This window comes from Streptomyces verrucosisporus (assembly GCF_017114865.1).
GTDB lineage: Bacteria > Actinomycetota > Actinomycetes > Streptomycetales > Streptomycetaceae > Streptomyces > Streptomyces fenghuangensis.
The window spans coordinates 83,662-103,858 of the sequence record NZ_JADEYH010000018.1 but is presented as its reverse complement, the minus strand read 5'-3'; the positions used below and the strand labels follow the sequence as shown (position 1 = coordinate 103,858).

General features: G+C 71.2%; 13 protein-coding genes. 3 read left to right on the top strand and 10 right to left on the bottom strand.

The genetic code is table 11. The annotated features are described in order from the left end of the window. Positions 1–128 precede the first annotated feature (128 nt). From IQ279_RS19370 to IQ279_RS19360, 3 genes are all read left to right on the top strand, one after another. Positions 129–1,343 (top strand): thiolase family protein, encoded by a 1,215-nt coding sequence (locus IQ279_RS19370; RefSeq protein WP_206349986.1) that lies wholly within the window; start codon positions 129–131, stop codon positions 1,341–1,343. Between the two features lie 73 nt (positions 1,344–1,416). Next, positions 1,417–3,546, top strand: coding sequence for a 3-hydroxyacyl-CoA dehydrogenase NAD-binding domain-containing protein (locus tag IQ279_RS19365; RefSeq protein WP_206349985.1), 2,130 nt, complete (start codon positions 1,417–1,419; stop codon positions 3,544–3,546). Positions 3,547–3,687: 141 nt separating this feature from the next. After that, positions 3,688–4,077, top strand: coding sequence for a PIN domain-containing protein (locus IQ279_RS19360; RefSeq protein WP_206349983.1), 390 nt, complete (start codon positions 3,688–3,690; stop codon positions 4,075–4,077). A gap of 36 nt (positions 4,078–4,113) precedes the next feature. Here IQ279_RS19360 and IQ279_RS19355 read toward each other — a convergent pair whose 3' ends face one another. The 10 genes from IQ279_RS19355 to IQ279_RS19310 all read right to left on the bottom strand — a co-directional run bounded on the left by IQ279_RS19355 (position 4,114) and on the right by IQ279_RS19310 (position 19,979). Then, positions 4,114–5,775, bottom strand: coding sequence for an ArnT family glycosyltransferase (locus IQ279_RS19355; protein WP_206349981.1), 1,662 nt, complete (start codon positions 5,773–5,775; stop codon positions 4,114–4,116). 183 nt (positions 5,776–5,958) lie between these two features. Then, on the bottom strand, positions 5,959–7,926 hold the full coding sequence (dxs, locus tag IQ279_RS19350) for a 1-deoxy-D-xylulose-5-phosphate synthase (protein ID WP_206349979.1): 1,968 nt from the start codon (positions 7,924–7,926) through the stop codon (positions 5,959–5,961). A gap of 239 nt (positions 7,927–8,165) precedes the next feature. After that, on the bottom strand, positions 8,166–9,482 hold the full coding sequence (locus tag IQ279_RS19345) for a sugar ABC transporter permease (protein WP_307792432.1): 1,317 nt from the start codon (positions 9,480–9,482) through the stop codon (positions 8,166–8,168). Beyond that, on the bottom strand, positions 9,479–10,267 hold the full coding sequence (locus IQ279_RS19340) for an ATP-binding cassette domain-containing protein (protein ID WP_206349977.1): 789 nt from the start codon (positions 10,265–10,267) through the stop codon (positions 9,479–9,481). Before IQ279_RS19340 ends, IQ279_RS19345 begins: the two co-directional genes overlap by 4 nt. A 98-nt stretch (positions 10,268–10,365) precedes the next feature. Then, a complete protein-coding gene (locus tag IQ279_RS19335) occupies positions 10,366–11,472 on the bottom strand; it encodes an ABC transporter substrate-binding protein (protein WP_206349975.1) in 1,107 nt (368 codons plus the stop codon). 256 nt (positions 11,473–11,728) lie between these two features. Further along, the gene (locus tag IQ279_RS19330) at positions 11,729–12,964 is read right to left on the bottom strand and encodes an ROK family transcriptional regulator (protein WP_206349973.1); all 1,236 of its coding nucleotides are present in this window, start codon (positions 12,962–12,964) and stop codon (positions 11,729–11,731) included. A gap of 255 nt (positions 12,965–13,219) precedes the next feature. Further along, the gene (locus IQ279_RS19325) at positions 13,220–14,188 is read right to left on the bottom strand and encodes a carbohydrate ABC transporter permease (RefSeq protein WP_206349971.1); all 969 of its coding nucleotides are present in this window, start codon (positions 14,186–14,188) and stop codon (positions 13,220–13,222) included. A gap of 22 nt (positions 14,189–14,210) precedes the next feature. Continuing rightward, the gene (locus IQ279_RS19320; RefSeq protein WP_206349969.1) at positions 14,211–15,236 is read right to left on the bottom strand and encodes a carbohydrate ABC transporter permease; all 1,026 of its coding nucleotides are present in this window, start codon (positions 15,234–15,236) and stop codon (positions 14,211–14,213) included. 111 nt (positions 15,237–15,347) lie between these two features. Further along, the gene (ngcE, locus tag IQ279_RS19315) at positions 15,348–16,766 is read right to left on the bottom strand and encodes an N-acetylglucosamine/diacetylchitobiose ABC transporter substrate-binding protein (protein ID WP_206349967.1); all 1,419 of its coding nucleotides are present in this window, start codon (positions 16,764–16,766) and stop codon (positions 15,348–15,350) included. Between the two features lie 378 nt (positions 16,767–17,144). Next, positions 17,145–19,979, bottom strand: coding sequence for an aconitate hydratase (locus IQ279_RS19310; RefSeq protein WP_307792431.1), 2,835 nt, complete (start codon positions 19,977–19,979; stop codon positions 17,145–17,147). Positions 19,980–20,197: the final 218 nt, after the last annotated feature.

Sequence of the window (20,197 nt, the reverse complement as noted above, 5' to 3'; positions counted from 1 at the left end):
GGCGCACGGGAGTGTGACGTGCGACTCCCTCGGAAGGGGGCTGTCCACCTGAGGGTTACCGGCAAGTAGCATAAGCTCCGGGAAGCGCGCCGTACGGCGTACCACCGCACCCCTGGAGGAGAGCCAACGTGCCTCGTACCGCTAGGGACGTCGTCTTCGTCGACGGCGTCCGGACCCCGTTCGGCAAGGCGGGCCCGAAGGGCATCTACCACGAGACGCGCGCCGACGACCTGGTCGTCAAGTGCATCCGTGAGCTGCTGCGCCGCAACCCGGACCTGCCCCCGGAGCGCATCGACGAGGTCGCCATCGCCGCGACGACCCAGATCGGCGACCAGGGCCTGACCCTGGGCCGCACCGCCGGCATCCTGGCCGGGCTGCCGACGACGGTGCCGGGCTACTCCATCGACCGCATGTGCGCCGGCGCCATGACCGCCGTGACGACGACCTCCGGGTCGATCGCCTTCGGCGCCTACGACGTCGTGGTCGCGGGCGGTGTCGAGCACATGGGCCGCCACCCGATGGGCGAGGGCGTGGACCCCAACCCGCGCTTCGTCTCCGAGAAGCTGGTCGACCAGTCCGCCCTGTTCATGGGCATGACGGCGGAGAACCTCCACGACCGCTACCCGCACATCACCAAGCAGCGCGCCGACGAGTACTCCGTGCGCAGCCAGGAGAAGGCCGCCAAGGCGTACGCCGACGGCAGGATCCAGGCCGATCTGGTGCCGATCTCCGTGCGCCGCTCCGACGAGTCGGTCGGGGAGACGGGCTGGGGCCTGGCCACCGCCGACGAGCCGATGCGCCCGGGCACCACCCTGGAGCAGCTCGCGGGCCTGAAGACCCCCTTCCGCGCGCACGGCCGGGTCACCGCGGGCAACGCCGCCGGCCTCAACGACGGCGCCACCGCCTCCCTGCTGGCCGCCGAGGACGTGGCCCGGGAGCTGGGCCTGCCGGTCAAGATGCGCCTGGTCTCCTACGCCTTCGCCGGCGTGGAGCCGGAGGTCATGGGCGTCGGCCCGATCCCCTCCACCGAGAAGGCGCTGGCCAAGGCCGGTCTGTCGATCGGCGACATCGGCCTGTTCGAGATCAACGAGGCCTTCGCCGTCCAGGTGCTGGCCCTGCTGGACCACTACGGCATCGCCGACGACGACCCGCGCGTCAACCAGTACGGCGGCGCCATCGCGTTCGGCCACCCGCTGGCCTCCTCGGGTGTGCGTCTGATGACGCAGCTCGCGCGGCAGTTCGAGGAGCAGCCGCACGTCCGCTACGGCCTGACCACCATGTGCGTCGGCTTCGGCATGGGCGGCACCGTGATCTGGGAGAACCCCCACTGGGAGGGCAAGTGAGCGAGCGCAGCGAGCGAACAGTGAAGAACGGCAGCACTTGCGAGTGCTCGACCGAGCGCAGCGAGGGAGTGGCATGAGCAACACCGCCGAACTGCTGAAGGGCGCAGCCGAGCTCTTCCCCGACGAGGTCGTCACCACCGCCCACGTGCGCCACCTCGACCTCCCCCAGGGTGCGGGCCGTTTCGCGCTCATCACCCTGGACAACGGCCTGGACCACACCAAGCCCACCACGCTCGGCCCGCAGTCGCTGGTCAACCTCGACAAGGCGATCGACCAGGTCGAGGCCGAGGCGGCCAGGGGCGAGATCACCGGCGTCGGCGTGACCGGCAAGCCGTTCATCTTCGCCGTGGGCGCCGACCTCAAGGGTGTGGAGGTCGTCAAGCGCCGCGAGGACGCGCTGGCCATCGGCAAGGGTGGCCACGACGTCTTCAAGCGGCTGTCCTCCCTGGCCGTGCCGACCTTCGCCTACTACAACGGCGCCTCGATGGGCGGCGGTGTCGAGGTGGGTCTGCACTGCTCCTACCGGACCGTCTCACGGGCCATCCCGGCCTTCTCCCTCCCCGAGGTCTTCCTCGGGCTGGTCCCCGGCTGGGGCGGCTGCACCCTGCTGCCGAACCTGGTCGGCGCCGACCGCGCGGTCTCGGTGATCATCGAGAACTCGCTCAACCAGAACAAGCAGCTGAGGGGTGAGCAGGTCTTCGAGCTCGGCATCGCCGACGCGATCTTCGACGGCGCCGACTTCCTGGAGCAGTCCCTGATCTGGACCGCCTCGGTGCTCCGCGGCGAGCTCGAGGTCGAGCGCCCGGACGTCGACCGCGGCGAGGCCTGGGACCAGGCCGTCGCCCGCGGGCGCTCTATCGCCGACTCCAAGGTGCACGGCGCGGCCCCGGCCGCCTACCGCGCGCTGGACATCATCGCGGCGGCCAGGAACGGCGACCTGCGGCAGGGCTTCGACGCCGAGGACCGCGCCCTGGCCGACCTGATCATGGGCGACGAGCTGCGCAGCGGCCTGTACGCCTTCAACCTGGTCAACAAGCGCGCCAAGCGTCCGGCCGGCGCCCCGGACAAGAAGCTGGCCCGCCCGGTCACCAAGGTCGGCGTCGTCGGCGCCGGTCTGATGGCCTCGCAGCTCGCCCTGCTGTTCGCCCGCCGCCTGGAGGTGCCGGTCGTGCTGACCGACATCGACCAGGAGCGCGTCGACAAGGGAGTGGGCTACGTCCACGAGGAGATCGACAAGCTCCTGCTCAAGGGGCGTGTGGGCCAGGACAAGGCCAACCGCCTCAAGGCCCTGGTCACCGGTTCGCTGGACAAGGCCGCCGCCTTCGGCGACGCGGACTTCGTCATCGAGGCCGTCTTCGAGGAGATGGGCGTCAAGCAGCAGGTGTTCGCCGAGGTCGAGGCGGTCGTGCCCGAGCACGCCATCCTGGCCACCAACACCTCCTCGCTGTCGGTCACCGAGATGGCGAGCAAGCTCGAGCACCCCGAGCGGGTCGTGGGCTTCCACTTCTTCAACCCCGTCGCCGTGCTGCCACTGCTGGAGATCGTCCGCGCCGAGCGGACCGACGACGCCTCGCTGGCGACGGCCTTCGCGGTCGCCAAGTCGCTGAAGAAGACGGCCGTGCTGGTCAAGGACGCCCCGGCGTTCGTCGTCAACCGCATCCTGACCCGCTTCCTGGGCGAGGTGCTGCGCTCCATCGACGAGGGCACCCCCGTCGAGGTCGCCGACCGGGCGCTGGCCCCCCTGGGCCTGCCCATGTCGCCGATCGTCCTGCTGGAGCTGGTCGGACCGGCCGTCGCCCACCATGTGGCCGGCACGCTCAACGCCGCGTTCCCCGACCGCTTCGCCGTCTCGGAGAACCTGGGCCGCATCGTCAAGGCGGGCAAGCGCGGCCTCTACGTGTACGACTCCGGCAAGCCGGAGCTGGACCCGGAGGTCGCCGCCCTGTTCGAGACCGGCGACACGGTGCTGACCGAGGAGCAGGTCCGCGAGCGCGCGCTGAACGCGATCGCCGGGGAGATCCGACTGATGCTCGACGAGGGCGTCGTCGCCGAGGCCCACGACATCGACCTGTGCCTGATCACCGGCGCGGGCTGGCCCTTCCACCTGGGCGGCATCACGCCGTACCTGGACCGCGAGGGCGTCTCCGAGCGCGTGGCCGGCAAGCGGTTCCTGGAGCCGGGCGTGGCCTCCATCCCGAACTGACGCACCGGGGCGGCCCCGCCGCCCCCTGCCGTCCACGGCGCCCGTCCGCACCCCGAGTGCGGGCGGGCGCCGTCGCGTGCGCGGGGCTCCGGGGTCGGTGGCCGTGCGGTGGCCGGGCGGTGTCCGTGGCAGTCTTGGGCCATGCCCGGACGCCTTCGCCCCCTGCTCGTCGTGGACGCCGCCAACGTCGTCGGCTCGGTGCCGGACGGCTGGTGGCGAGACCGGCGCGGCGCCGCCGAGCGGCTGCGGGACCGTCTCGCGGCGCGGGCGGACGCAGACGGCGAGGACGGCGAGGACGGCGAGGACGGCGAGGAGATCGTGCTCGTCGTGGAGGGCGCCGCCCGCAAGGTGGCCTCCGTGCCCGGGGTACGGGTGGTGGAGGCGCCCGGCAGCGGCGACGACCGGATCGTGGAACTGGTGGCGGCCGAGGGCCGCGGCCGGCCCTGCACGGTGGTCACCGCCGACCGCGGGCTGCGCGAGCGGGTGGCGGCGCTGGGCGCCGGTACGGCCGGGCCGCGTTCGGTGCGCTGACCCCGCTCCCCCCCGCCCCCGCCCCGTCTCCCCGGCTCAGCGGGCGCCGGCCGCGCCCCTCTCCGCGCGCTCCTCGCGCCCCTCACGCTCCCCGTGCTCCCCCTGCTCCCGCTTCTCCCCGCGCTCCGGCCGCAGCACGTACACCACCGCACCGTCCACCCGCTCCGCGCGCTCGTAGTACGCCGCGAGCAGGTAGCGCAGCGTCGGCATCCGGGAGGGCTCGTACGGCTTGCCGCGCGAGTCGTCGACGATCACCTTCGGCGGGTCCTCGGACAGCTCGGCCCGGAAGGTGTGCCAGCCGCCCTCGACGCCGTACCGCTGGCCCACCCGGGGCCCGTCCCGGCCGCCGCTGAAGTTGGTCAGCAGGCCGGCGGTGAGGTAGCGGCTGGCCGGGCGGCGGTCGGCCAGCCAGTAGCCCTCCGGGTGCATGCCCCACAGCAGCACCTTCTCCTGCGGTCCGGCGTGCCGCCGCGCGGCGTCGGCCACCTTGCGGGCGTGGTCCAGCTCCCCGCTGCCCGCGGCCGTGCTCCAGCCCAGGAACAGCGCGCACGACAGCACCGCGCACAGCGCGGCCCGGCGCGTCCACCCGCCGCCCAGCAGGTGCAGTGCGCCCGCGCCCAGCAGGGCCAGCGGCGGCAGCAGCTGCAGGTAGTAGTGGCCGAAGAAGTGGAAGCCGGAGACCACGGCGACCGCTGCGGCCGCCAGCCAGATCCACAGATCCGCCGTCAGGACCCGCCGCCGCGCCGGCGGGCGCCGCCGCAGGGCCGCCGCCAGCGGCACCAGCAGCCCCGCGAAGCCGGCCGCCGCGATGGCGGTGTTGCCCAGACCCCGGCCGAGCACGTGCAGCTCCGAGCCGGTGAAGGAGGCGTACGCTCCCGATCCGGTGACCGTCCAGAACAGGAAGCGGGACCAGCCGCAGGCAGCCGCCACCACTGCCACCGGCAGTACGCAGCCCGCGCCCAGCCGGAGCAGCGCGGCCCGCCGCGGATCGCCGGGCGGCGCCGAGCGCCGCAGCAGGAACAGCACCGGCAGCAGGGTGGCGCCGCCCGTCTGCTTGACCAGGAAGGCGCCGGCGACCGCGAGGCCCGCGGCCGTCCAGTGCCTGCGGTCGGCGCACCACAGGGCCGCCGCGGTGAACGGCAGCATGAAGACCTCGAAGTTCGCCGCCTGCGCGTCCTCGGGGTTGAGGCCCACCGAGGCGAGGACGAACAGCACTCCGGCGGCCCATGCGGCCCGCTCGCCCCAGCGGCGGCGGGCCAGGGAGGCCAGCAGCGCGGCGGTCGCCGCCACCGCCGCCACCGCCGCGGCCTTGACCGGCCACAGCGAGGCGTCGCCGAAGACGGCGAACGCCCCCTGGTAGAGCCAGGGCACCAGGGGCGGTTTGCGGTCCACGACGGTGTCGTAGAGCGTCCCGCCGTCCGCGAGCATCCGGGCCTGGGTGGCGAGGAAGCCCTCGTCGGGGTTCCACAGCGGCCGCAGGAAGGACGGGGCGCGGGTGAGCGCGGCCAGCAGCACCAGCACGGGCAGCAGCCGGGGCCACAGCGGGCGCGGCCGGCCCGCTGGCGCGGACGCCGGGCGGTGGGCGAGGCCGCCGACCGGCGGGCGGGTACCGGGCTCCCGCACCCGTGCGGCCTCGGCCGGTGCCGTGCGGGCGCTCGGCAGCCGCAGGGACCGGGGTGGGTCGGAGGCGGTCGGCATGGGCTACAACCTATCCGTCCCCTCCGCCGCCCCCGCCGCTCCGGTGGGCGCCGGTGCGGCGTGCCGGGGCGGCAAAGGCGGCTTCGGGGCGGGCTCGGGAACCGGGCTCGCCGGCCCGTCCGGGGTGCCGGACGGGCCGGGCGGACCGGCCGGGGAAGGGGGGCTCGGCCGGGCCCTGGGGCGTCAGTCCCGGGCGGCCTCCGTGCCGATGCCGTCCGCGCGCTCGGTGGCCTCGGCGCTCTCGGTGTCGCCGGTGCCGTAGCGGCCGCCGAGCTTGGCGACCAGACCGGTGACCTGGCGGGCGATGTCCGGCGCGGTCAGGCCGATCTCGGCGAGCACCTCGGCGCGGGAGGCGTGGTCCAGGAACTTCGGGGGGATGCCGAAGTCGCGCAGCGGCACGTCCACGCCCGCGTCGCGCAGCGCCTGCGCGATCGCCGAGCCGACGCCGCCCGCCCGGCTGTTGTCCTCCACGGTGACCACGACGCGGTGGCGGTCCGCCAGCGGCGGCAGCGCCTCGTCGACCGGCTTGACCCAGCGGGGGTCCACCACGGTGGTGGAGATGCCCTGCTTCTCCAGCAGGCCGGCGATCTCCAGGCACATCGGGGCCAGCGCGCCGACGGAGACCAGCAGCACGTCCGGCCGCTCGCCCTCCTCCGTCCGCGCCTCGCGCAGCACGTCCATGCCGCCGATCGTGGAGACGGCGGGCACGGACGGGCCGACGGCGCCCTTGGAGAAGCGCACCACCGTCGGGGCGTCCTTCACCTCGACGGCCTCGCGCAGCTGGGCACGGAGCTGGTCGGCGTCGCGCGGGGCGGCGATCCGCAGTCCGGGGACGACCTGGAGGATCGACATGTCCCACATGCCGTTGTGGGAGGCGCCGTCGGTGCCGGTGACCCCGGCCCGGTCCAGCACGAACGTCACCCCGCACCTGTGCAGGGCGACGTCCATCAGCACCTGGTCGAAGGCGCGGTTGAGGAAGGTGGCGTAGACGGCGAAGACCGGGTGCAGTCCGCCGGTGGCCAGTCCGGCCGCCGAGACGGCGCCGTGCTGCTCGGCGATGCCCACGTCGTAGACGCGGTCGGGGAAGGTCTCGGCGAACTTCCGCAGGCCGACCGGCTGGAGCATCGCGGCGGTGATGGCCACGACGTCCGCGCGCTCGCGGCCGAGCTCGACCATCTCCTCGCCGAAGACCGAGGTCCAGTCGGCGCCGGAGGCGGCCACCGGCAGCCCGGTGTCGGGGTGGATGACGCCGACGGCGTGGAAGCGGTCGGCCTCGTGCTGGACGGCGGGCTGGTAGCCGCGGCCCTTCTCGGTCAGGCAGTGGACGATGACCGGGCCGCCGAAGCGCTTGGCGCGGGTCAGGGCGGACTCCAGTGCCGCTATGTCGTGGCCGTCGATGGGGCCGAGGTACTTCAGGCCCAGGTCCTCGAACATGCCCTGCGGGGCGATGACGTCCTTGATGCCCTTCTTGGCGCCGTGCAGGGTCTCGTACAGCGGCCTGCCGACGACCGGGGTGCGGTTGAGCAGGTCCTTGCTGCGGGCCAGGAAGCGCTCGTAGCCGTCGGTGGTGCGCAGGGTGGCCAGGTGGTCGGCCAGGCCGCCGATGGTGGGCGCGTAGGAGCGCTCGTTGTCGTTGACGACGATGACCAGGGGGCGGTCCTTGGCGGCGGCGATGTTGTTGAGCGCCTCCCAGGCCATGCCGCCGGTGAGTGCGCCGTCGCCGATGACCGCGGCCACGTGGTGGTCCTCGCGGCCCAGCACCTGGTTGGCCTTGGCCAGTCCGTCGGCCCAGCCCAGCACGGTGGAGGCGTGGGAGTTCTCGATGACGTCGTGCTCGGACTCGGCCCGCGAGGGGTAGCCGGAGATCCCGCCCCTGGCCCGCAGTCTTGAGAAGTCCTGCCGCCCGGTGAGCAGCTTGTGGACGTAGCTCTGGTGTCCGGTGTCGAAGAGGACCTTGTCCCTGGGCGACTCGAAGACCCGGTGCAGGGCGATGGTCAGCTCGACCACGCCCAGGTTGGGGCCGAGGTGGCCACCGGTCTTGGAGACCGCCTCGACGAGGAAGGTCCGGATCTCCCGGGCGAGCTGGTCGAGCTCTTCGGGGCTGAGCCGGTCGAGATCGCGCGGTCCCGTGATGCGGGTCAGCAGAGCCACCCGTGCCTCCTTGCTGGTCGAGCCGTACGGGCTTGTGCCGATCCGATGAGTCTAATGTTCCGGTCGCCCGGTCGTGCGGCGGCCACCGCGTTGCCGCCGTCCGGGTGTGTCGCGGTGTGTCGCGGGAACGGCCCCCGGTCGGTGTGGGGGCGGCCGCGCACAAGGGCCGGTGCCGGGCCCCTGGGGATGAGGGGCCCGGCACCGGGCGGGAACGGAGGGGCGGGTGGGCGGGTGGGCGGTCAGCTCCGGCCCGCCGAGCGCTGGGTGCGCCGGGAGACCGAGTCGATGACGACCGCGGCCAGCAGCACCGCGCCCGTGATCATGTACTGGATGGCGGCGGCGATGCCCAGCAGGGCCATGCCGTTGGCGATCGAGCCGATCACCAGCATGCCCAGCAGCGCGGACCACACCGAGCCGCGCCCGCCGAAGAGGCTGGTGCCGCCGATGACGGCCGCGGCGATGGCCTCCATCAGGAGGTTGCCGCTGCCCGCGCCCTGGTTGGCGGCCAGGATGCGGGAGGCGATCATCAGTCCGCCGAAGGCGGCCATGGTGCCCGCGACGGAGAAGACCGAGATGCGCACCAGTTCGACGTTGATGCCGGCGCGGCGCGCCGCCTCGGTGTTGCCGCCGAGCGCGAAGACCTTGCGGCCGTAGGAGGTGCGCTTGAGGACGAAGTCCAGCGCCACCAGCACGACCAGGAAGATCAGCAGCGCCAGCGGCATGCCCCGGTACTGGTTGAGCATGTGGGCGGCGCCGAAGGCCAGCAGGGCCAGCACCGCGGTGCGCACGATGATCTCGCTGAGCGGGCGGGCGGGGATGCCGGCCGCGGCGCGGCGCCGGGCGCCGGCGAACTGGACGGCGAAGAAGACGCCGACCGCGACCGCCGCGGTGCCGTAGGCGACGGCGATGTCGGTGAAGTAGTGGTTGGACAGGGTGCCGACCAGGCCCTCGCGGTCCAGGTTGATGGTGCCGTCGGTGCCCAGCACCTTCAGCATCAGGCCGTTCCAGGCCAGCAGGCCCGCCAGGGTGACGACGAAGGCGGGGACACCGATCCTGGCGAAGAAGTAGCCGTGGAAGGCTCCGACCGCGGCGCCGGTGAGCAGTGCCAGGACGACCGCCAGCCACTCGTTCATCCCGTTGTTGACGGCGAGTACGGCGAAGACGGCGGAGGCCAGGCCGCTGACCGAGCCGACCGACAGGTCGATCTCGCCCAGCAGCAGCACGAAGACGATGCCGACGGAGATCAGTCCGGTGCCGACGATGTAGACCGACAGGTTGGAGAGGTTCTCGGCGGACAGGAAGGCCGAGTCCTGGAACTGGAAGATCGCCCAGATGAGGATCAGGCCGACGACGACGGGGACGGAGCCCAGTTCGCCGGTGCGCATCTTCCGCTTGAAGTCGGTCCAGTAGCCCGCCAGGCCCTCCTCGCGCACGAGCAGCCGGGGGTCGACGGCGGGCGTGGCTGCCTGGGCGGCCGCGCCGTTTCCGGAGGCGGTGGCCGCGGCCCGGGGGTCCCCGGAGTTCTCGGGGTTCTTGGAAAGCTTGGTCTCACTCACGGTCGGCTCCCCGCGGTACGCGCCTTGCGGCGGGTCACGGCGTTCTCCGTGGCGCCGGTGATGGCGGAGATGATCTCTTCCTGGGATGTGCTCGCGACGTCGAAGACGCCGTTGTTGCGGCCGAGCCGGAGCACCGCCACCTTGTCGGCGACCGCCTTGACGTCCGCCATGTTGTGGCTGATGAGGATGACGGCCAGGCCGCGTTCGCGCAGCCTCTCGACCAGGTCGAGGACCTGGGCGGTCTGCTCGACGCCGAGGGCCGCGGTGGGCTCGTCGAGGATGACGAGTCTCGGCTCGCCCAGCATCGAGCGGGCGATGGCGACGACCTGCCGCTGGCCGCCGGAGAGGGAGGCGACGGGGATGCGGACGCTGGGGATGCGGATCGACAGGGTGTCGAGCAGTTCCCGGGCGCGGCGCTCCATCTCGATCTCGTCGAGGACGCCGGAGCGCAGGATCTCGCGCCCGAGGAACAGGTTGCCGACCACGTCGAGGTTGTCGCAGAGCGCGAGGTCCTGGTAGACGGTCGCGATGCCCAGTTCCTGGGCGTCGTGCGGCCGGTTGACCTCGACGGCTCGGCCCTGCCACTCGAAGACGCCCTCGTCGGCGGGGCCGACGCCGGCGATCGTCTTCACGAGGGTGGACTTCCCGGCGCCGTTGTCGCCCACCAGGGCGACCACCTCGCCGGCGTGGACCTCCAGATCGACGTCGGTGAGCGCCTGAACGGCACCGAAGCGCTTGGAGATTCCGCGCAACGCCAGTACAGGCGTAGCGGACACGTGAACCAACTCCTAGGACGAAACGGGGGTGGGGACCGCACGGCGCCCGCGCCCGGCGGGGTGACGAGGGGGCGCGGGCACCGGTGGGCCGGCGGAGTGCCGGACCGTTACTTCAGACCGGCCTTCTCGCACGCCTCGGCGTACTTGGCCGTGCAGATCTCCTCCACCGTGTAGAGGCCGTCCTCGACGACGGTGTCCTTGAGGTTGTCGACGGTCACCGCGATCGGCTCGATCAGGGTCGCGGGCACGTCCTTGGTGGTCGCGCTGTCGACGGTGGTCTCGGTCTCCGGCTTCTCGCCGCGGGCCAGGGCGACGGCCATCTCGGCGGCGGCGTAGGCCTCGGGCTGGAAGGGCTTGTAGACCGTCATGAACTGGTCGCCGGAGATGATGCGCTGGACGCCCGCCAGTTCGGCGTCCTGGCCGGTGACCGGCGGCAGCGGGTCGACGCCGGCGCTCTTGAGGGCGGTGATGATGCCGCCGGCCATGCCGTCGTTGGCGGAGTAGACGCCGACGATGTTCTCCTTGCCCAGGGAGGCGATGGCGCCGCTCATGTTCTTGTTGGCCTCTTCGGGCTTCCAGCCGGTGGTGTCGTAGGACTTGCCCACCTTGACCTTGCCGTCCAGGACGGACTTGGCGCCCTTCTTGAACATGGCCGCGTTGGGGTCGGTCGGCGACCCGTTCATCATGACGATCTGGCCGTCCTCGGCCTTGTCGCCGAGCTTCTCCAGCAGGGCGGTGCCCTGGACCTTGCCGACCTGCTCGTTGTCGAAGGAGGTGTAGGCGGAGATCGGGCCCTCGGCGAGGCGGTCGTAGGCGACGACCGGGATGCCGGCCTGGTCGGCCTTGTTGACGGAACCGGCGATGGACTTGGCGTCCACCGCGTCCAGGATGATCGCGTCCACCTTCTTGGTGATCATCGAGTTCATCTGCTGCTGCTGCGTCGACGCGTCCTCCTTGGCGTTGACGTAGCTGATCTCGCAGTCGGAGCAGAGCTCCTTGATTCTCTTCTCTATGAGCGGCTTGTCGAAGTTCTCGTAACGGGCCGTCTGGTCCTCCGGCAGCAGCAGGCCGATGGTCAGCGGGCCGTCCTTCTTCTTGTCGTCGCCGTCCGAGGCGCCGCCTCCGGCTTCCTTGGCGCTGCCGCAGGCGGCGAGCGAGACGGCCATGGCGGTTGCGGCCACGGCCACGGCGGCACGGCGCAGTTGCGTGTTCATACAGAAACCTCCCTGACGAGGCCGCGTCACTGCGGCCGAGGTGGCAGGAAGTCAACTCGCAGTAACACCTGCCGTCAAGAAGTAAATTCTTAACGAGACAGCAACGATGCCATGCGTGAACAAGGTGAACACAGAGTGGCGGCGAGAGCGCTCTCGCCGGCATGGCACAGGCACGGAGGCCCCTTTGGCCCCCGTTCGTCCCGTCCCTCTCTTCGCTTGTTTTCCGCGCTCCCGGCCCGCTCCCGACCGGGGCCCGTCAGGCCCCGGCGGACGCGGCGACGGCCGGCACGCGCCCGGCGGCCCCGCCCGGCGAGCCGTTCAGCGAACCGTCCAGCAGCGTGGAGTCGCCCATCTCGCTCAGCACCAGCGCCAGCGCGCCCAGCACCTCCGCGCGGCCGCCCAGCGCGCCGGGCACCACCGTCAGCTGCCGGGCCGCGCTGGGGATGGCGTACCGGGAGACCGAGTCGCGGATCGGGTCGAGCACCAGCTCGCCGGCCTCGGCCAGATCGCCGCCGAGCACGACCCGGCTGGGATTGAGCAGATTGCACAGGTTCGCGACACCGCTGCCCACATGGCGCCCGACGTCGGCCACCACCCGGCGGCAGCCCAGGTCGCCGGAGCGGGCGAGCCTGACCATCTCGGGCATGGTCAGATCGGGACCGTGGCTGGAGTGCAGCAGCGGCAGGACGTAGCGGGCCGCGGTGAAGGTCTCCAGGCAGCCGCGGTTGCCGCACCGGCACACCGGGCCGGACTCGTCCAGCGTGATGTGGCCGATCTCACCCGCGGTGCCGCCGGGGCCCCGGTAGATCTGGCCGTCGATCACCAGGCCCGCGCCGACGCCGCTGGCGACCTTGATGTACGCCAGGTCCCGCGCGCCGCGCCCGCTGCCCCACACCAGCTCGCCCAGCGCGCCGAGGTTGGCGTCGTTGTCGACGTGGACCTCCACGCCGAGCCGTGAGGACAACTCCTCGCGCGGATTGGTCCCGGCCCAGCCCGGCAGGATGGTGCTGGAGCCCAGCACGCCGGTCTCGACGTCGATCGGGCCGGGGACGCCCAGGCCCATCCCGATGACCTTCTCGCGGCGGAAGCCGGTCACCTCGATCAGCCGTGCCACCAGCCGCTCGGCCCGGTCGAAGCCCTGGGAGGCGGAGGCGTCCACGTCGATGGGCTCGGACTCCTCGGCGAGCACCTGGTGGGCCAGGTTGCCGACGGCCACGCGCAGGTGGGAGTGGCCGAAGTCGACGCCGACGACGATCCCGGCGTCCCCCGACAGCGAGACGCTGCGGGCCCGGCGCCCTCCGGCGGAGGTCGGGGTGACCTCGACCGTGCCGTTGTCCTTGAGCTCCCGGACGATGTTGGAGACCGTCGCGGCCGACAGCCCCGTGGTCCGCGCGATCTCCGCCTGGGTGAGCGAGCCCGCGATGCGCACGGCTCGTACCACCCGTTCCAGATTGGCCCGGTGCAGAGAGGACTGCGACCCCGGAGTCTCCACGACTCATCCACTCCCGCCTCGACGGGCGGCTCGACGACCTGCCCGTAGGCCGCACCACGCCGACGGGGTGCGGCTTGTCTCCAACACGTGAACCATAAGGACAGCCTGAAGCGTTCTCTCCCGTCAAGACCTTGAGCGGGGTGGGCGCTCGGATGTTACACGCGCACGGAAGGTGACCGTCCGAGCGCACGGAGAGACCCCGGGGCGGCCACCGGTGTGCGGTGGCCGCCCCGGGGCGGGTGGCGGGGGCCGGGCCTACTTCAGCGCGCCCGCGGTCAGTCCCGCCTGCACCTGGCGCTGGAAGACGACGTAGACGACGAGGATGGGCAGCACGGCCAGGGTCAGGCCGGCGAAGAGCCCGCCCCAGTTGCCGCGGTAGCCGGTCTGGGCCGCCAGGTTGGCCAGGCCCTGGGTGAGCACGTACTTGTCGGCGTCGCCCACGTGCACCACCTGGGGGATGAGGTACTGGTTCCACTGCCCCAGGAAGTTGAAGATCCCCACGCTTATCAGGCCGGGCTTGGCCATCGGCAGCATGACCTGGAAGAAGATCCGGCTGTGCGAGGCGCCGTCGATCTCGGCGGCCTCCGCGATGGAGGAGGGCAGGGTGCGGAAGAAGGCCGACATGAAGAAGACGGTGAACGGCAGCGAGTAGGCGATGTAGACCAGGATCAGGCCGTGGTAGGTGTCCAGCAGCGCGAAGTTCTTCATCACGAAGAACAGCGGCACCAGGGCGACGATGATCGGGAAGGCCATGCCGCCGACGAACAGGAAGTACACCAGCCGGTTGCCGGGGAAGTCGTAGCGGGCCAGGACGTAGGCCACCATCGAGCCCAGCAGCATGGTGCCGGCCACCGAACCGCCCACCACGATCACCGAGTTGATCGTGTACTGGCCGATGTTCGCCTCGTTCCAGGCGAAGGACCAGTTCTCCCAGTTCAGCTTGACCGGCAGCGACCAGGGGTCCTCCAGGATGGCGCCGGAGGACTTGAAGGAGTTCATCACCGCCCACAGCAGGGGCCCGGCGGCCATCACGGCCCACAGCACCAGGAAGGCGTGCGAGAAGGCGTTGAGGGTGCGTCCCTCCGTGCCGCCCCCGTCCCGCCCGGCGCCCCCGCCGGGCGCGTTCGCGGGTCGCCGCGGGCCGGCTGTGCCCTTGGTGAGGGCCGCGGCGGTCTCCTCGGGGTCCCCCGGCCTGAGGGAGGGCGACGGTTCGGCAGTGGTCATGGCTGGTTCTCCCGCTGGCCTGTCAGAACTCGATCCGGTCCTTGCTCCGCCCGAACGCCATCGCCGCCACGGAGAAGACCATGGTGACGATCAGCAGGGCGACGGCGACGGCGGTCGCGTAGCCGGCCTGTCCGTCCTGGAACGCCTTGTTGTAGAGGTAGACCGGCGCGACGATGGTCGAGTAGGCGGGGCCGCCCGCGTTCACCGTCAGGATGTGCACCACGGCGAAGGCGTCGAGCGCCATGATGCCCATGTACACCCAGCCGGTCTGCACGGTGTCGCGCATCAGCGGCAGGGTGACGCGGAAGAACGTGGTCGTCCGGCCTGCGCCGTCCAGCAGCGTCGCCTCGTAGATCTCGCGGGGGATGGAGCCCATCGCCGCGGAGAACAGGACGACGTAGAAGCCGACGTTCGCCCACACCATCACGATCACGACGCACCAGAAGGCCAGCCGGGGGTCGCCGAGCCAGCTCTGCTGCCACTCCTCCAGGCCGACGGCCGACAGTATGCCGTTGAGCAGGCCGCCGGCGGGGTTGAAGATGTACTTCCACAGCACCACGACGATCGCGATCGACAGCGCCTGCGGGAAGAAGTAGACGATCTTGTAGAAGCGCGAGCCGCGCACCCCCGCCACGGCCTCGCCCCGCCGGTGCCGGCCGCCGACGTTGAGCATGAAGGCGAAGAACAGGCCCAGTCCGAGGGTGATGACGGGCAGGACCAGCAGCAGCAGGACGTTGTGCCACAGCGCCTTGCGGAAGATCTCGTCCTCCGTCAGGCGGCTGAAGTTGTCCAGCCCGACGAAGGAGAAGTCGCTGCTCAGGCCCGTCCAGTCGGTGAGCGAGTAGTAGAACGTCTGGAAGAACGGCGACACGACCAGGACGCCGTAGAGCACCAGGGGCACCGCGAGGAAGCCGGCGATGAACCGGTACTTCAGATAGGTCCGGTGGTGGGGGGAGACGCGCCGCTCCCCGCGGCCTCCGCCGGGCCTTCCCGGCGGGGACGCCGCTTGCTCGGTGGCCTCGGCAACCGCCGGGCTGTCACTGGCCATGCCGCCCTCGTCCCATCTCCGCCTTCCGGCTGTTCCGGTTCTTCCGGCTGCTGCGCCCGTGCCCGGTCCGCGCCCGGGCCGTCCCCGGCGCGGACCCGGCGGGGGTCCGGCTCACGCGTGCCTGTACTTCCTGACGGAGTCGTCCCGGGCCGTCCGGTCGGCGTACTCCTGGCACTTGTTCATGGCCTCGGCGGGCTTCATCCGGCCGGCCAGCAGCTCGGCGAGCACCGAGCCGATCTGCTCCTTGTGGAGGGTCTGGTACCAGTCGAAGATGCGTGGGTTGACCACGTTGTCCCCGGCGTCCTTGAGCGCCTGGCTGGAGGAGGCCAGTCCGGGGGACATCTTCATGCCGTCGGTGGCGCCGGCCACGCAGGTCAGCGACTTCACCAGCTTGGAGAAGTTCTGCGCCGACTCCTTGCTCAGCATGATCCGCAGCAGTTCCATGCCGCCGGCCGGGTTCTTGGCCTGGGCGGGCACTATGAACGGCTCGCCGGCCTGCGCCCACAGGGTGCCGAAGGGCATCTTGTCGGAGTCGTCCAGTCCGGTGACCGCGCCGCAGGCCATGTCGAAGTCGGCGGGCGTGGTGTCGGCGGCCTCGTTCTCCACCCAGGAGCCGTTGGGGATGAAGAGGCACTTGCCCTTGGTCCACTGGGTCTGGGACTGGATGTGGTCCAGGCCGGGGGTGCCCCGCAGGATGTAGCCCTTGGCCGACAGCTCGTGGTAGGCCTCGAAGGCGCTCTTGACCGCACCGTGCTTCCAGGCGTTCGGCTCCAGGTTGTCGATGGCGTCCAGGACCTCCCGGCCGCCGATCTTCCCGATGAACGGGTAGAGGGTGAAGGGGATGTAGTACGGGTGCTGGCCGGCGTACGTCCAGCCCGCGATGCCCTTCTTCTTGGCCTTGGCGCACAGGGCGAGCATCTCGTCCCAGGTCCTGGGGTACTCCCAGTCGTTGTCGGCCAGCAGCTTCTTCGAGTACCACTGGCCGTAGACGGTGTAGGCGTAGTTCAGGCGCCAGACCTTCTCGTCGCCGTACTGGCCCATCTCGATGGTGCCCGGCAGGAGGGTGTCGCGGACCTTGGTGTCCGGGTCGTCGACGGAGGGGGCGTCCAGCAGGGGGCTCAGCTCGACGAGCTGGTCCTTGGCGATCAGGGTGGCCGCGTCCATCTGCTCGGCGCCGGAGTTGTCGATGAGGTCGGGCGGGTTGCCGCCGACCATTCTGGGCTGGAGGACCGAGCGGATCTTCTGGGTGGCGGTGAGCTTGACCTTGCCGTAGCTCTTCTCGTAGATCTTCGCGGCGTCCTTGCCGTACTGGGTGCCGAAGCCGCCGTCGAAGATAACGAAGTCCAGGCCGGCGTCCTTGTTGACGCCCAGCGGGTTGTCCTTGGTCTTCTGGCCCTTGGCGACCTCGTTGTCGCCGCCGCCGTCGCTGGTGGCGCAGGCGGAGAGCGCGCTCATGGCGGGGACGGCGATCAGACCGGCCGCGGTGGCCCGCTTGATCAGATCACGACGGTTGACATCGGTGGATCCCATGCTCAAGTCCTCGCCTTCTGTAAAGGACTCCGGCGGTGCGCCGGAACTACCGTGCGCCGCTTGCGAGTTGAAGCTGAGTTGTGCGGGATGTAACGCCGGTTGCACGAAGCCGCGCCGGGCCTGGTCCGCGCCCTTCCTCCTCGGGAGCCACGACTTTCGAGCCTTCGTCTTCTCATATGACCGCTCGGACGCCGACAGGTATAGTCCACTCTCCTTCCGGGGGGCAAGATCGGTGCGCGTTCGGGTGCCAGTCTTTCCCGAGTTGAGACCTCCGGGAAACGCGGCGGGGCCGCACCTCCCACCAAGGGAGGTACGGCCCCGCCGTCACCGCTTGAACGCCGCCGTCCGGGCCGCTGTCCGCCGCGGATCACTCGCGGATCACTTGCGGATCAGCGAGCGCAGCACGTACTGCATGATGCCGCCGTTGCGGTAGTAGTCCGCCTCGCCGGGGGTGTCGATGCGCACCGTGGCGTCGAACTCCACGCCGGTGTCGGTGGTCACCTTCACCGTCCCCGGGATGCCGCCCTCGTTCAGCGCGGTGATGCCGCTGACGGAGAAGGTCTCCTCACCCGTCAGGCCCAGCGACTCGGCCGACTGCCCCTCGGGGAACTGCAGCGGCAGCACGCCCATGCCGATCAGGTTCGAGCGGTGGATGCGCTCGTAGCTCTCGGCGATGACGGCCTTGACGCCCAGCAGCGCGGTGCCCTTGGCCGCCCAGTCGCGCGAGGAGCCCGAACCGTACTCCTTGCCCGCCAGGACGACCAGCGGGATGCCGGCGGCCTGGTAGTTCTGGGAGGCGTCGTAGATGAAGGAGACCGGCCCGCCGTCGACGGTGAAGTCGCGGGTGTAGCCGCCCTCGGTGCCCGGCGCGATCTGGTTGCGCAGGCGGATGTTGGCGAAGGTGCCGCGGATCATGACCTCGTGGTTGCCTCGGCGCGAGCCGTAGGAGTTGAAGTCGCGGCGCTCCACACCGTGCTCGGTGAGGTACTTGCCGGCCGGGGTGTCGGCCTTGATGGCGCCCGCCGGGGAGATGTGGTCGGTGGTGACCGAGTCTCCCAGCTTGGCCAGGACGCGGGCGCCGGAGATGTCCTGCACCGGCTCCGGGTCCATGCCCATGCCCTCGAAGTACGGGGGCTTGCGCACGTAGGTGGACTGCGGGTCCCACTCGAAGGTGTCGCCGGTGGGCACCGGCAGCGCCTGCCACTGGGCGTCGCCCGCGAAGACGTCCTGGTAGGAGGTGGAGAACATGTCCTCGCCGATGGCGGAGGCGACGACGTCGTTGACCTCCTGCTCGGAGGGCCACACGTCCTTCAGGAAGACCGGGTCGCCGTCCTTGTCGGTGCCCAGCGGCTCACGGGTGACGTCCACCTTCATCGAGCCCGCGATGGCGTACGCGACGACCAGCGGCGGGGACGCCAGGTAGTTCATCTTGACGTCGGGGTTGATGCGGCCCTCGAAGTTGCGGTTGCCCGAGAGCACCGAGGTCACGGCCAGGTCGCCCTCGTTGACCGCCCTGGAGACCTCCTCCGGCAGCGGGCCGGAGTTGCCGATGCAGGTGGTGCAGCCGTAGCCGACGAGGTTGAAGCCCAGCTTGTCCAGGTAGGGGGTGAGGCCGGCGCGGTCGTAGTAGTCCATGACGACCTTGGAGCCCGGGGCCAGGGTGGTCTTGACCCACGGCTTGCGGGTCAGGCCCTTCTCCACCGCCTTCTTGGCCACCAGGGCGGCGGCGACCATGACGTAGGGGTTGGAGGTGTTGGTGCAGGAGGTGATCGCGGCGACGGTGACGGCGCCGTGGTCGATCTCGTAGGTCGAGCCGTCGGGGGCGGTGACGGTGACCGGGTTGGACGGCGCGTCGTCGGCCGGGCCGTCGGCGTGCCGCGGCGCGCCCGAGCCGTTCTCCTGGTGGCCGTAGGCCGGGGCGTCGGAGGCCGGGAAGGACTCGGCGCTCGCCTCGTCCACCGGGGAGGCCACGCCCTTGGGCTGCTCCTGCGCGGGGACGCCCGGCTTGCGGTCCTCGCCGCCGGTGGCGCCGGCGGAGACGTAGTTGCGCACGTCCTTGCGGAACTGCTCGGCGGCCTCGGCCAGGACGATGCGGTCCTGCGGGCGCTTGGGGCCGGCGATGGAGGGCACGACCGTGGAGAGGTCCAGCTCCAGCTTCTCGGAGAAGTCCGGCTCGGCGGCCGGGTCCAGCCACAGGCCCTGCTCCTTGGCGTACGCCTCGACCAGCGCGATCTGCTGCTCGGAGCGGCCGGTCAGGCGCAGGTAGTTCAGGGTCTCGCCGTCGACGGGGAAGATCGCGGCGGTGGAGCCGAACTCCGGCGACATGTTGCCGATGGTGGCGCGGTTGGCCAGCGAGGTGGCGGCCACGCCCTCGCCGTAGAACTCCACGAACTTGCCGACCACGCCGTGCTCGCGGAGCATCTCGGTGATGGTCAGCACCAGGTCGGTGGCGGTGGTGCCGGCGGGCAGCTCGCCGGTCAGCTTGAAGCCGACCACGCGCGGGATGAGCATGGAGACCGGCTGGCCCAGCATCGCGGCCTCGGCCTCGATGCCGCCGACACCCCAGCCCAGCACGCCCAGGCCGTTGACCATGGTGGTGTGCGAGTCGGTGCCGACCAGGGTGTCGGGGTAGGCCTGGCCGCCCCGGACCATGACGGTGCGGGCCAGGTGCTCGATGTTCACCTGGTGGACGATGCCGGTGCCGGGGGGCACGACCTTGAACTCGTCGAAGGCGGTCTGGCCCCAGCGCAGGAACTGGTAGCGCTCGCGGTTGCGGCCGTACTCCAGCTCGACGTTCTGCGCGAAGGACTCCGGGGTGCCGAACTTGTCGGCGATGACGGAGTGGTCGATGACCAGCTCGGCCGGGGCGAGCGGGTTGATCTTCGCCGGGTCGCCGCCGAGTTCCTTGACGGCCTCGCGCATGGTGGCCAGGTCCACCACGCAGGGCACGCCGGTGAAGTCCTGCATGATCACGCGGGCCGGCGTGAACTGGATCTCCTGACTGGGCTGGGCCTGGGAGTCCCAGCCGCCCAGCGCCCGGATGTGGTCGGCGGTGATGTTCGCGCCGTCCTCGGTGCGGAGGAGGTTCTCCAGGAGGACCTTCAGGCTGTACGGCAGCCGGGCGGAGCCCTCGACCTTGTCCAGCCGGAAGATCTCGTACGACTCGTCGCCCACCTGCAGCGTGCTGCGGGCGTCGAAGCTGTTCGCCGACACGACAGTCTCCTTCAAGTGCATGGGTTCGCGCGTACCACCGCGATCCTGCCGCCCCGGGCCCCGGCCGCTTCGCTCAGGCTCACCTAAGTGGAGGGCCGCCCGGCGAAGCCTCGGTGGACGCGGCGGCGGTACGTCTCTCGGTAGATATCTCGATGTCGAGATAACTCTAGTACATGGCCGCTCCACGGTCATGCCCCACCTCGCCCCGGGTACCCCTG